The organism is Myxacorys sp. (assembly GCF_059501405.1).
Map to the genome: position 1 here is coordinate 67,070 of NZ_JCACCM010000196.1, position 12,677 is coordinate 79,746.

Sequence of the window (12,677 nt, forward strand, 5' to 3'; positions counted from 1 at the left end):
GCTCATCGTCTAACACAAGGGCAGTCCAAACCGGGTAGGGGCTGCTTTTTTATTTTTAAATTTCAATTCGTCGCCTCATCTCTTCCCAAACTTCTCCAATTCATGCACAATCAGAGCGATAGATGTGATGCATGGACGCCTGAATGGATTTCACTCAAATCGCTCAGCTAATTATTAACGGAATCTCGGTTGGAAGTATCATTGCCCTGTCTGCGGTAGGGCTGACGTTGACCTACGGCATTTTACGCCTCTCCAACTTTGCCCACGGTGATTTCATGACCCTGGGAGCCTATTTTACCCTGCTGCTGAATGCGTCTGGGGTAAACATTTGGATCTCAATGGTGGGTTCTGCGATCGCTACGGTCGGGGCAACGTTACTGGGCGAGAAGCTATTGTGGTCGCCAATGCGAGCAAAACGCGCTAATTCTACAACGCTGATTATTATTTCGATCGGGTTAGCGCTCTTTCTTCGGAACGGTATCATTTTCATTTGGGGCGGCGGCAATCAACGCTACAATCTTCCCGTCACCCCGGCTATCTCGTTTGCGGGGTTATTAATTCCATTCTACAAACTATTGGTAATTGGCATGGCGATCGCCGCGATCGCGGCGTTGCATTATTTGTTGCAAAACACCAAGATTGGTAAAGCAATGCGAGCCGTTGCGGATGATTTGGATCTCGCCCGTGTGACTGGAATTAATGTTGATCGGGTTGTGCTCTGGACGTGGGTAATTGCTGGAACGTTCACCGCCTTGGGCGGCAGCATGTTGGGCTTAGTCGAAGCGGTACGCCCGAATATGGGCTGGTTTTTAATCTTGCCGCTGTTTGCGTCTGTGATTTTGGGTGGAATTGGCAATCCTTACGGCGCGATCGCGGGGGCGCTGACGATCGGGATTGCTCAAGAACTGAGTACCTATGTTTTGCGTCCAGAGTATAAACAAGGCGTTGCGCTACTGATCATGGTTTTGGTGCTGTTGGTTCGTCCTCAAGGCTTGTTTAAGGGCACGATGTAGCGGCAGGTAGAAACACTAAGATTCTTTTCAAGGAAGTTTTAAGTAAAAAATCGCTTGCGTTAAGAAGTGTTAAATGTATTGCAACACGCTAAGTTGAGCCGTTGACATGAATACTCCAATCGTTAGATGAATTCGTAGTCATGCTAATTATGATGTAGTAACTGAAGCAAGTCCAAGACGTTTGCATCAGATTGCTATACCAGATTGACTATGAAAAAGCTTACAAATCCACAAGTGAAACAAACAACGCTAGGTGATGTTGCTTACGAAGCGATTCAGAAACACTACCGAAAATCGATTAAGCACGAATCGGATGTTCTGAAGGATCACGATCCAGAAGCACTGCACCAAATGCGAGTAGGCTTACGTCGAATGCGGACAGCGTTGCAAGTATTCGATTTTGCAGTTGTGTTACCTAAATCAACGAGCGTGCAACGCATTCGCAAATTTGCTCAGGTGTTAGGGGATGTGAGAGATCTAGATATTCTGAGCGCAACTTTACAATCACCCGCCGCAATTTCTAAATCAGAGCGAAAAACCCGCGATCGCGTTCTCAAGCAGGTGACAGAGGATCGATCGAACAAGTTTGAAACCCTTCAAAAAACTCTGCATTCCAGCAAGTACGATAAGTTCAAGGCAGGATTCGAAGATTGGTTAGAAGCGCCTGACTATCAAGAAGTGACTCAGCTTCCGATTCAGCACGTGTTACCCGATCTGTTGCTGCCGCTCATTAGTACTGTGTTGCTCCATCCCGCTTGGCTGTTTGGAACGCAGACGAACGCAGGGCAGCTTTCCTTAGACTTCCTTAGCGGAGACAACATTCGAGTGCTGCTGAAGCAGAAAGGGCACACCCTACATGACTTGCGGAAAAAGATGAAGCAAGTTCGCTACCAAACCGAGCTGTTTGTCGATTTGTATGACGAGGATTATCGCGCCCAAGTTGATGAATTCAAATCGATTCAGGATGCGCTGGGAGAGATTCAAGACAGCGTAATTCTCAATGACTATCTCGAATCTCGCTTAGACGATGCGCCGCAAAAAGCATGTCCTGTTCTGTGGGATCAGCTTGCTCACAACCGAAGTCAGGCTTGGGATCAGTGGCGATCGTTTCAAGAAAAATACCTGCACGCCGAATTCCGGACGGAACTGCGATCGCGCTTCTTGCACTACAACGATCCCAAACTAAACCCAAACTCAGTTGCGGGTACGGGTTTTGCTCCCCTACCAAAGGTTACACCGTGAAGCGCTCAGGCGACACGCATTCCTGCCTCTACGGTAGCGTGAGGATTTCGTGGCCTGAGTCTGTCACTGCAATCGTATGCTCACACTGAGCCGAAAGCGACCGATCTTTCGTTACTGCTGTCCATTTGTCTTTGAGGACTTCTATTTCGTAAGTACCCTCATTGATCATCGGCTCGATCGTAAACACCATTCCAGCGCGGAGCTTCTTGCCTGTGCCATACGAACCGTAGTGCGCGACCTGCGGAGCCGTATGAAAAATGTTACTGATGCCGTGTCCAACAAAATCGCGAACGACAGAGAACCCCTGTGATTCTGCGTAGTCTTGGATCGCTGCGCCAATGTCACCCAGCCTTGCACCTGGTTTGACTTGCTCAATTCCAAGTTGGCGACATTTTTCGGTGACTTCAACGAGGCGACGAGCCGTTGCAGAGGGTTCTCCAACCAAATACATTTTTGACGTGTCACCGTGATAGCCATCCACAATCAGCGTGACATCGATATTAATAATGTCACCATCTTTGAGCAGTTGCTTGGCGTTGGGAATGCCGTGACACACTACTTCATTCACGCTAGTGCAGATTGACTTTGGAAAAGCCGGTCGATGCTTGTCGCCACCGTAACCCAGAGGCGCGCTCTTCGCGCCATGTGCCTGAGTCCAACGTTCTGCCTCGTCATTCAGTTCGAGGGTACTCACGCCAGGTTTAACAAATGGTTCAAGATGTTGCAATAATTGCGCTGCAAGCTGTCCGGCTCGGCGCATTTTTTCAATTTCTCGACGAGAGAGGAGAGTAATGACTTCGCTGTTATCCATAGGTACTTATTTTAGCTCTGAAGCGAAGCAATGACGCTTGCAACTTTTCACTAAAATTTTTCATACCAAATAGCAAAGCGGTTTGTGCTTGGCGATCGCTGGGGTTGCTTCGCAGTCCCACTTTGGGCTAATCGTTGCCTCAATTTGACTCTCCTCTGGTTAGCACACCTTTAGACTGAAACCGCTGTTGGTTCAGAAGTTTGAATAATCGTCGTAGAGTAGGCTTCAGCTGTAGGAACGAGCGTCCAGCCTGCCCGATAAAGCTTTTGATAGGTTGTCCATCCCTTAGACGCGCGGGGAATCTGGAGGTCGGGAACTCGGTGTACCGACGCAGTATAGGGTTTCCAAGGCTGATGGGCAGCGTCTCGCACATGAAGAATCTTAGTTGCACTGCCGAAACCTGCTAACCAACACATTTGTCCTTTCATTGCTGTAGCTCCTAAATTACAAAGAGTAGTAACGCCTACAGAAACCACTATTGCTTTACAACTATGGCTTTACGAGCTATGGCTTTACGACAGTGCGATGTTTATTCGGTTTAAGCAGCAGCCAGCTCGCAAGAAAGAAAGCGGCAGTTAGAACTTGAATCACATCGGAGGTCGAGAGAACATGATCGGACATGGCGGTTGTGCCTCGTTCGATCGTGCCAAAGAGCCAAGCTGGAATGCAAAGAATCCAGATGCCCTGCTTGAGCGACGCTGAAAATGCGGCGGCTGAAGAAGGGTTACTGTCCATGAGCGTGTCACCTACGGTTGAAGACGTTATTTCATGCTTCATCTTCAGAAGATGGCATTACGCCTAGAATATGTAACTTTTTATAAAAAGCCATTGCTAAAAGGACAGATTCATGAATTGAATTGTTCCCCCTACAGAGAGAGGAACAGACAGAGAAATAAGGGATGAAGAACGCCTAGGCGTTCTTCATCCCTCATCCATTTCCAATAGTGCGATTAGAGCGAAGCTTTGAAGAAATTGCTTAATTCTTCCGTTCTCCTGCTTTGGGTGCGGGTCGTCCTACGTTAGGATTACCTTCTTTCGATCGTGGCACTTGTACCTGAACTTGCGGTTTGGCTTGGGCTTGCGGTTGGTTAATTTGCAGTTGTTGCCGTCCGTTGCGAACAATTCGCAACATCTCGCCCATCTGAGCTTCCATATCTCGCAGCACTCGATCGGCATAGCGATCGGCTCCTGCCTGAATCTCTTCGCTTTCCTCAATTGAGATTCGCCGCATCTCTTCGAGATCTTGCTGCGCCTGTCGCCGCGTCCGCTCGATCTCTGCGATCGTTTGCTGTTGCACCTCGTCGCATTCGCGCTGCACCTGCTGCCGAATCTGCTGCGCTTCTAGCTCCGCTTGGCGCAGAATGCCTGACTCGTTCATTATTTGAGCCGCCCGATGCTCTGCGGCTTCAATCAGTTCTTGGGCATACTGTTCTGCCTGGTCGAGAATCGCGTCTTTTTGCCGCACAATTTCTTCTGCCTCGTGAAAGGCTTCGGGAAGACTCAGCCGAATCAGATCAAGCTGGTCGAGGATTTGTTCTTCATCGACCATTGTGCGGCGCGACAGCGGAATTCTCGGACTGTCAAGAATCAGTTCCTCCATCCGATTGAGTTCCCGTTGAATGTCTACACTGCCTACTCGTGCAGCATCCGGGTGGGCGGCTCGGCTTCCGCTAGTGTGGGTTCCGTCAGGGCTGATACTGGATGAGTCTTGGCGTAGCATCGGTATATACTTTCGGCAACGTGTTTAGGAACCAGGTGGTCGATCGGACCTCCAAAGCGGGCAATCTCTTTGACCACACTACTACTGAGAAAACTATACTCATTAGAGGTAGCTAAGAAGACAGTCTCTAGTTGAGTTGACAGCGTTTTATTGGTGTGCGCCATCTGTAATTCCATCTCAAAATCTGAGACGGCTCGGAGTCCACGCAGGAGAGCCGTTGCGCCCTGTCTCTGAGCATAGGTGACAGTCAACCCTTCAAAGCTGTCTACTTCTACATTGGGTAGGTGTCGGGTGGTTAACCGAATTTGGGCGAGCCGTTCTTCGACCGTGAAAAGCGGCGTTTTGTTGGGATTGCGAAGCACGGCAACAATGACGCGATCGCAAAAATGTGCCCCTCGTTTGATAATGTCGAGGTGACCAAAGGTAATCGGGTCAAAGCTTCCGGGGTAGATCGCAATCACAAGAAATGAGGGCAGTAGAAGTACCGCTTGAGCGGAGTCTTCTTACTTTAGCAAGAAGCTTTCCGTTGCGGATGATCAGTTAAACACTTTGTCGCGATCGCTGGCGACAAGCGCTTCTTGAATAGGATAAAGCATGTGACTGATTTTTCTAACCATGTAACGAAAAACCATCTAGCAAATAAGTGAGAACACCCTGACGTCAAAGATGCTGCTTGTTATTCTTTCTTGTTCGTTTATTGTTGAGACAATCGTTTTACAGCTTCACCACCCAGTAGCTCGTGTGTTTCTCGTAGCACATCTGGAATTTGATCGGCAAAGGGACTGTTGACGAGGTAAGGACGCAAGGCGTCAGGATCAATTTGATCGATGCGTGCGCCAGGAAACCAATGATCGGCTTGTCCCAAAAGGTTGTAGCGCATCTTGGCGTAGTCTACGAGGTCATAGGCGATCGCAAGGTTTCTGAGCCACAGCACCGCCGAAAGATTTAACCGTCCTGGCGTTTCATTGACGTTGGGCAGTCCGGTTTGCCAGTTGAGATACCAGTCTTTGCCAAGGCGGGCGATCGCGGCGTCTTCTAATCGCTCAATAATCGGTGGTAAGAGTTCATCTGCTTGATGCAGCAGGTCTAACGTCTTCAAATGTTCATCAAAATCACCCGGTCGCGCTGCGCCAATGCTAAGCGTATGCACTTGCGGATGACTGAGGCAAAACAAGTCGTTAAACACTAGCGGACTGAGCGGAGCGCACAGCTCAACCAACCGAGGCGGCGGATTAAATAGGTTCCCGCCTTTATTCGAGGGGCTAATGATGAAGACGCCCACATCGCGCTGATTAGCGGCGTCAATGGCTGCCCAGTTTTGCTGATTGATGTAATACCAGTGCAGATTGACGTAATCGAATTGATTCGTCTCGATCGCTTTGACAATGACATCGGTGGGGCCGTGAGTCGAGAAGCCAACGAAGCGAACTTTGCCTTGGTCTTGGAGTTTGCGGACGGCATCGAGACAACCACCCGGACGAGTGCACCAGTCGAGATGTTCGAGTAAGTTGATGCCGTGGATGCCGAGCAGATCAATGTGGTCGAGTTTGAGAAGAGAAAGCGATCGCTCAAAGGTTTCTAAGAATTCTTTGGGATTGGGTTTAGGTGAAATCTTGGTTTGAGCGATCAGAGTTTCACGCGGCAGTTTCGGCAGGATTTTGCCAAGCTGCTGCTCGGATGAACCATAGCCGCGAGCCGTTTCGATGTGATGAATGCCCAAGTCAAAGGCGCGACGAACTGTGGCTTCGAGGTTGGCTTGATTGTCGGGCGGAATGTCGCGATCGGGGACATCTTGCCATTTGTATTGATAGCGCATTCCCCCGCAAGAGAAGACGGGCATTTGAAGATTGGTTCGTCCAAAGCGGCGGTATAGCATTCGTAAGATGAAGGGTTGATTACAGTTGATGACACAGGACTATTTTAATGGCTCAATTCTTCTAGGGATCGCTGAGATTTAAGTGTGATTTAAAGCTCAGTAGCCTTCTAGGAAAGCGAAGCAAAATGAATTTTAAGTGCTCAAATTCAAGACTTTAGAATCAGCAGTTTTTCAGTAATAGAGTAGCTTCTTATACTTAATCTAATGCTCGTCATTCTTTATAAACACCAAGGAAACTAACACTGTTTTTTATTAAAAACATGAGTATAGCTAGCAGACATTCTCTACAATTTTGTAAAGCTAATTGCGCTGTCTAAATAAAGGTTATATGAAGAGAATTTGAAGAGAGTTATTTAAACAATCATCAATTCGGCCTGTAATGTTAGCGCGATTATTCTAATATTTAAGTACAGATTTTTATCAATAGAAGTTCCCTGAGGTCCTAATATAAGCGCAATTGACTAATGAAAGTGTGCTTATAGGTTTAATTTTGCTTGCGTTATAACCCTACTCATTCTATTAACAATGTTGACATCTACCGACATTCTTGCACAATCTAATTCTCCAGCTGCGACTCAAATTAAGTTCAAATTCAAAGAGATTGCTGATTCAAAAGATGGCTTCACAAACTTCGATAACGTTCTACTAAATGATGATGGACTCGTTGCCTTCTCCACAAGCAACGATGCATCGCAAATCACAGGCATTTTTACAAGCAGTGGTGGAAAAATCAGAACGATCGCCGATCTGCAAAATGGTCAATTTACCAACCTTGGCGATTTTGACCTTAACGATAATGGATTAGTTGCGTTTGCTGCCGGAAATGAGAACTCATCGAGAATTACGGGACTGTTTACCAGTGATGGCAAAACCACAAAAACCGTCGTCGATCTGCAAACTCTATCTAATTCCTTTTCAGATCTTCTCTCTCAATTTCCACCTGATAGGTTGATAGCAACATACAGCTTTGGTGACAATCTTGCCTTGAGTGATGCAGGCAATGTTCTATTTGATGCAGAGGCGAATTTTAGGGTATATGGTGTAAATCAACCCGTTGATCGATTGTTTCTGAGTCAAACCGATGGAACCCTTGCTCAAGTTGCCGAGGCAACGGGATTGATTGGAGGAGGCACTTCTCGAACAAATACGTTTAGTAATCTGCAAATTAACGATCGCGGACAAACTCTGGCTCAAATTGACACGAAGATAGAGTTTGGGCAGAGCGCCTCAAATACGACAATTGTGTTTGACGGCAAAATTTTGGCGGTAGCAGGTTCAGGTCCACAACAACCCTTCACGGAGCGCGTCTTTTCTCCGGTTTTAAATGATGCAGGCACAGCGTTTTTTGCGCGATCGGGGACTGCCTATGGAAACCGAACGGAAGTCGATGCTAACAATATTTATCGCTTTGATTCAGGAGCAACCGAGCCAGTGCGGGTTTCTGATCAGCGATTAGATGTGACTTCGTTTACGGTGAATGATCGCGGGTCAATTCTGTTTTCGGGTTCAACCGCCAATCAATCAGGGCTGTTTCTACTAGATCAAGGGACGATTACTCAGATTAGCGATCGCATCGCTGCGAATGCGCTGATCAACAATTCGGGTGTGATTGTGTTTCAACCCGGACAACTTGGGTCAGAGTCAACGGGAATTTTTGCCCGAGTTGGTTCTGTAACTGAACAGGTGATTGCGCCAGGAGAATCGCTCGGAGGTTCAATCGTGCAACAAGTGCAATTGCGTGGACTCAATGATGCAGGTCAGATTGCCTTCAGCGTCGATTTCACCGATGGCACAGAGGGAATTTACCGAGCGGATACCAAGATTAAGATTCGTCATGGCAAAGGCAATGCTTTGGAGAATGGAGCGGATGTCGTGCTTGGGGCTTCTCGACTGCTGCCTCAAGATCTCATCTCTATTGCTGGCAGGAATGCTCTGGATCTTGCTACTCAGCCCCAGCTTGTTTCGTCGCAGAGTATCTTCTAGTCAAGCTCTTGTGAGGCGTTTCCTTCGGAGTGGCGTAGCGAATCAGAGGAAAGCTTAATTCGATTTCTAAGTTTCTGTCTAACTATCCCACATAGGATATTAGGCAGAAACTTTCTGTGATTATAGTTATCCTGCGTTTGCAGTGCGGCAGCGATTTGAATGTTGTTGGTTAGTAGTCAATACCAGTCCGCGATCGCGTTTGCTCGACGAGAGAAGGCTGAGTCAGCAAGATGTAAAGCTTTGTGTTCAATTGAAGCAATATTACCCCTTGTCTTAACCTACAAACACTGCCTAGAAAAATACTCTTATAGAAGACGAACGGGCTTGTACAGACGGAGCAGCAAGGAATCCAGATTAGTCGTCCGCCACGAGTCGTTGAAATCAATTCTCAGCAGCGATGGGAAAACTCTAACAATACATTAAGTCAACCCTGCGGGACGTTAAACCAACCTTAGCTTGGTCTTCATGCAAGCCTAGTAAGCTTCCTTTTGGTTACATATGTATCTAAAAGCCGATGCAATTATCACGACGGAAGTTTTTCACCTTGGCAGGAGCGAGTGCTGCTAGCACATTGATGATGTCTCCTTTAGAGGCGCTCTATACGAGAAGAGCAAATGGGCAATCAGTATTTGGGGGAGGTTACGGAGAACTCATACCTGATCCAAACGGCTTATTAGATTTGCCAAGAGGGTTTAAGTACCGCGCTTTGTCACGAACAGGCGAAACCATGAGCGATGGTTCTCCCGTACCTGGTGGTCATGATGGCATGGCAGCTTTCCCCGGCCCTCAAAACTCAGTTATTCTGATTCGCAACCACGAATTGAGTCCAGATTCTAAAACCCAAGTTGTGGGTCCTCGTCCTTACGATCCTGCTTGCAAAGGAGGGACAACCACACTACAGATTGGACCAAATGGTGAGCTAATCAATCACTATGCGTCGCTAAGCGGCACGTACCGTAATTGTGCAGGAGGTCCGACTCCTTGGGGGTCATGGATTACTTGTGAAGAAAATACTTCAACACCAGCAACCAATACACCGGGCGGCGCGAGAAATGTTTCGCAGGCTCACGGCTATAACTTTGAGGTTCCGATCAACGCAACTGCTCCTGTCGCTCCCGTGCCGTTAGTTGCAATGGGACGGTTCAACCACGAAGCGATCGCAGTTGATCCTAGAACCGGAATTATTTATGAAACTGAAGATCAACGAGATAGTCTGATCTATCGCTTTGTTCCAACTCAGCCCGGTCAGTTAAGTGCAGGCGGCACTCTGCAAGCGCTCGTGATTAAGGGTATGCCGCAGGCAAAAACCTTCTCAGGCGTTCCCAAGCGTCAACCGATGCCAGTGGAATGGGTGACCATTACTGATCCAAACCCTGCGACCGATACGGTACGGGTAGAAGGGTTTAGTAAGGGCGCTGCTCAGTTTGCTCGTGGAGAAGGCATGTGGTACGGCAACGGTGAAATTTACTTCTGTTGTACAAGCGGTGGTTCTGTTGATCCCACCAATGGCAGACCGAACGGTGCAGGCCAAGTTTGGCGGTATATTCCTGAGCGGGAGACGATCGAACTGTTTGTTGAGGCGCAATCGAAAGATGAACTCGATGGTCCTGACAACATTGTTGTGGCACCCCATGGCGATCTGATTATTTGTGAAGATGGCGATGCGGAGCAGTTCTTAGTGGGCGTCACTCCTGAGGGACAACTCTATCGTCTGGCAAAAAATGCCATCAACGATAGTGAGTTTGCGGGAGCCTGTTTCTCGCCGGATGGTAAAACTTTGTTTGCCAATATCCAAAGTCCAGGCATTACGTTTGCCATTTGGGGTCCTTGGAAGTCTCAACGAGGCGCATAGAGCCAGGTTATTGTAGCGTCAGCATCTCGCCTGCAATCATCGGTGGACAGGCGAGATGTTGCTGTGCAAAATCGTGTGAATTTATTAAGTTGGGTTTCGACGATTCGAGAACATGTTAGAAGCGCAGAATCCGCAAATTTTTTGTATTCTTTGAATAAAGATGTGCGAGTTTGCTCAGTAATTGTACTGGAAAAATCGCAAAAGCTCGAACATTAAGAACAAAAGTTTGAGCATTAAGAACAAAAGCTCGAACATTAAGAACAAACCTTAGTCCATCAATAACATAAATGGAAACTTTTGTTCTTACCAAATAAACATAGGTTATTAAAGTACGTTGATCTGTTCTTAGTGCGGTTCCAGCAATTCTCAGTATGGAAATTTAACTGGTATTCGGCGGGATGTCTAGCTCTAGCCCTTGCAGCATGAAGGTGAGCAGATGATCCCAACTGCCGAAATACATATATCGGGTTAATGCTCGCAAATCATCAAAAAAGGTCTTACGGGTGGGCAAGTGAGATCGCCGCAACTTGTACTTCAAGTCGAGCAACTCTAGCAACGTATGAAAGAGGAGGGACAAGATGTTCAGGGTTGCCAAGAATGAGGAAAGGTGCTGCTTTCCGTGTCCAAAATTGTGTTCCAGGTTGTAGCCCTTGGTCTTGAGGGTGTTGTTATTCTCGTTTTCGACCTTCCAGTGGGTACGCCCGGCTTGAACGATTTCTGCTACGGTTTCATCGCTCAGTGGGTGATGGGGCTACAGCGTTTCTTCCGCAGCTTTGAGATCGATTACGATACGATTGCTCGAATCGTCATTGAGGTGATGGAGATTCCGCAGCCGTGGGTGTTGAGCATCGACCGCACGACTTGGGAGTTGGGAAACTCTACCATCAACATCCTCATGTTGGGTGTCGTGCATCAAGGCGTTGCGTTTCCCTTATTTTGGACATTTCTGAACAAGCGCGGCAACTCTAACACAACCGAGCGCAGCGAGTTGTTGACTGAGTTCTTAGTCGTATTTGGAGACGTGGAAGTGGCGTACTTGACCGCAGACCGAGAGTTTTTGGGGGCGTTGTTGCATGAAGAGGGGTTGCGGAGGGAAGAGGGATGGTAGGTTGTAGTTACCACACCGCAACGTGCCATGAAACCTCAATACCCCTCTTTCATCACTTTGGTAGGAGCAAAAGCTGAAAGCTTTGCTGCACCTGCGTTTTGCTCTTTTGTCATCTTCGAGCCGTCAAAATAGGAAACTCGCACTGGAGCTAGGTTTCAGAGTTCACTTCAGCGAGAGTGATGAAAGAGGGATACCGCATCCGCAACTGGTCTGAGGATAGCGCTGGACTCAAGCAGAGAGGAAGCCTCACCTTCTGGATCGAAGAATCCATCCTGGAGAAGTGGGTAGTCGAAGCGCTGAGCGGCAAACCAGGCGCGTCTGTCCTCTACAGTGACCTTGCCATTCAAACGATGGCGACACTTAAAGCAGTCTATCGTCTAGCTGGGCGGCAGTGCCAAGGCTTTCTCGAATCGATTTTCAAGGTGATGGGAATCGACCTACCTGTGCCAGACCACAGCACACTGTCCCGGCGATTGGGGCAACTATCGGTTGAACTTCCGGTGGTGCCGAAGGAGGGTGCTCGTCATGTGGTGGTGGATTCAACGGGGGTGAAAGTGTATGGCGAGGGGGAATGGAAGACCCGTCAACATGGGGTGAGCAAACGGCGAACCTGGCGCAAACTGCATCTGGGGATTGATGAAGCAACTGGTGAGATCGTAGCTGCAATGGTTACCACCAACGATATAGCCGATGGAGAAGTGTTAGAAGAGTTGTTGGAGCAAATTGAGGGGGAGATTGAGCAAGTGTCAGGCGATGGAGCCTACGACCACCGCCATTGTTATGACGCGATTTCTGGGTGCGAGGCTAAGCCTGTAATCCCACCGCGCAAGAATGCAGTGATTTGGCAGCATGGCAACTGCAAAGCGCCGCCTCATCCTCGTGATGAAAATCTGCGGGCAATCCGCAAACAGGGGCGTAAGCGATGGAAGGAGCAGTCGAATTATCATCGGCGGTCGTTGGCAGAGACGACGAACTTTCGCTTCAAGACGATCTTTGGTGATCGTCTGAGTGCGTGTCAGAGCTGATTCATAAAGTAAATCTTAAGCAGCCAATCGTCGTACCATCAGACGAA

Annotated in this window: 10 protein-coding genes and 3 pseudogenes; 6 read left to right on the top strand and 7 right to left on the bottom strand. The window is 48.1% G+C overall.

The features are described from left to right. Nucleotides 1–143: 143 nt before the first annotated feature. Together AC5I6P_RS28630 and AC5I6P_RS28635 are read left to right on the top strand one after the other, a co-directional pair. On the top strand, nt 144–1,013 hold the full coding sequence (locus tag AC5I6P_RS28630; protein ID WP_495697189.1) for a branched-chain amino acid ABC transporter permease: 870 nt from the start codon (nt 144–146) through the stop codon (nt 1,011–1,013). Nucleotides 1,014–1,223: 210 nt separating this feature from the next. Then, complete coding sequence (locus tag AC5I6P_RS28635) at nt 1,224–2,255, top strand: CHAD domain-containing protein (RefSeq protein ID WP_495697190.1); 1,032 nt, start codon at nt 1,224–1,226, stop codon at nt 2,253–2,255. Nucleotides 2,256–2,283: 28 nt separating this feature from the next. Here AC5I6P_RS28635 and map read toward each other — a convergent pair whose 3' ends face one another. The 6 genes from map to AC5I6P_RS28665 all read right to left on the bottom strand — a co-directional run bounded on the left by map (nt 2,284) and on the right by AC5I6P_RS28665 (nt 6,662). Further along, entirely contained in the window at nt 2,284–3,066 is a 783-nt protein-coding gene (map, locus tag AC5I6P_RS28640; protein WP_495697191.1) for a type I methionyl aminopeptidase, read from the bottom strand. Nucleotides 3,067–3,236: 170 nt separating this feature from the next. Continuing rightward, the gene (locus tag AC5I6P_RS28645; RefSeq protein WP_495697192.1) at nt 3,237–3,494 is read right to left on the bottom strand and encodes a hypothetical protein; all 258 of its coding nucleotides are present in this window, start codon (nt 3,492–3,494) and stop codon (nt 3,237–3,239) included. A 76-nt stretch (nt 3,495–3,570) separates the two neighbouring features. Continuing rightward, nucleotides 3,571–3,801: a hypothetical protein gene (locus AC5I6P_RS28650; RefSeq protein ID WP_495697193.1), complete on the bottom strand. Its 231-nt coding sequence runs from the start codon at nt 3,799–3,801 to the stop codon at nt 3,571–3,573. A 241-nt stretch (nt 3,802–4,042) separates the two neighbouring features. Beyond that, nucleotides 4,043–4,786, bottom strand: a complete 744-nt coding sequence (locus tag AC5I6P_RS28655; RefSeq protein WP_495697194.1) for an ATP synthase subunit B family protein — start codon at nt 4,784–4,786, stop codon at nt 4,043–4,045. Continuing rightward, nucleotides 4,699–5,247 carry a pantetheine-phosphate adenylyltransferase gene (coaD, locus tag AC5I6P_RS28660; protein WP_495697195.1) on the bottom strand — a complete coding sequence of 183 codons (549 nt, stop codon included), beginning with the start codon at nt 5,245–5,247 and terminating at the stop codon, nt 4,699–4,701. The genes AC5I6P_RS28655 and coaD overlap by 88 nt, the downstream gene beginning before the upstream one ends. A 233-nt stretch (nt 5,248–5,480) precedes the next feature. Next, the gene (locus AC5I6P_RS28665; RefSeq protein WP_495697196.1) at nt 5,481–6,662 is read right to left on the bottom strand and encodes an aldo/keto reductase; all 1,182 of its coding nucleotides are present in this window, start codon (nt 6,660–6,662) and stop codon (nt 5,481–5,483) included. A gap of 525 nt (nt 6,663–7,187) precedes the next feature. On the opposite strand from AC5I6P_RS28665, the gene AC5I6P_RS28670 reads away from it, so the two are divergent. Beyond that, the gene (locus AC5I6P_RS28670) at nt 7,188–8,645 is read left to right on the top strand and encodes a DUF7453 family protein (protein WP_495697197.1); all 1,458 of its coding nucleotides are present in this window, start codon (nt 7,188–7,190) and stop codon (nt 8,643–8,645) included. 514 nt (nt 8,646–9,159) lie between these two features. Next, nucleotides 9,160–10,497, top strand: coding sequence for an alkaline phosphatase PhoX (locus AC5I6P_RS28675; RefSeq protein ID WP_495697198.1), 1,338 nt, complete (start codon nt 9,160–9,162; stop codon nt 10,495–10,497). 379 nt (nt 10,498–10,876) lie between these two features. On the opposite strand, the pseudogene AC5I6P_RS28680 reads toward AC5I6P_RS28675, so the two are convergent. Beyond that, nucleotides 10,877–11,245 (bottom strand): annotated as a pseudogene (locus tag AC5I6P_RS28680) (ISNCY family transposase); the annotation flags it as partial. 3 nt (nt 11,246–11,248) lie between these two features. Between AC5I6P_RS28680 and AC5I6P_RS28685 the strand changes: the two are divergent. Then, a pseudogene (locus AC5I6P_RS28685) lies at nt 11,249–11,560 on the top strand (IS4 family transposase); the annotation flags it as partial. Between the two features lie 224 nt (nt 11,561–11,784). Further along, nucleotides 11,785–12,612 (top strand): annotated as a pseudogene (locus AC5I6P_RS28690) (IS5 family transposase); the annotation flags it as partial. Between the last annotated feature and the right edge of the window lie 65 nt (nt 12,613–12,677).

Bases quoted from the DNA above. Each gene is read 5' to 3' on its own strand.
- AC5I6P_RS28630 (WP_495697189.1), top strand. From the start codon at position 144: ATGGATTTCACTCAAATCGCTCAGCTAATTATTAACGGAATCTCGGTT.
- AC5I6P_RS28635 (WP_495697190.1), top strand. From the start codon at position 1,224: ATGAAAAAGCTTACAAATCCACAAGTGAAACAAACAACGCTAGGTGAT.
- map (WP_495697191.1), bottom strand. From the start codon at position 3,066: ATGGATAACAGCGAAGTCATTACTCTCCTCTCTCGTCGAGAAATTGAA.
- AC5I6P_RS28645 (WP_495697192.1), bottom strand. From the start codon at position 3,494: ATGAAAGGACAAATGTGTTGGTTAGCAGGTTTCGGCAGTGCAACTAAG.
- AC5I6P_RS28650 (WP_495697193.1), bottom strand. From the start codon at position 3,801: ATGGACAGTAACCCTTCTTCAGCCGCCGCATTTTCAGCGTCGCTCAAG.
- AC5I6P_RS28655 (WP_495697194.1), bottom strand. From the start codon at position 4,786: ATGCTACGCCAAGACTCATCCAGTATCAGCCCTGACGGAACCCACACT.
- AC5I6P_RS28665 (WP_495697196.1), bottom strand. From the start codon at position 6,662: ATGCTATACCGCCGCTTTGGACGAACCAATCTTCAAATGCCCGTCTTC.
- AC5I6P_RS28670 (WP_495697197.1), top strand. From the start codon at position 7,188: ATGTTGACATCTACCGACATTCTTGCACAATCTAATTCTCCAGCTGCG.
- AC5I6P_RS28675 (WP_495697198.1), top strand. From the start codon at position 9,160: ATGCAATTATCACGACGGAAGTTTTTCACCTTGGCAGGAGCGAGTGCT.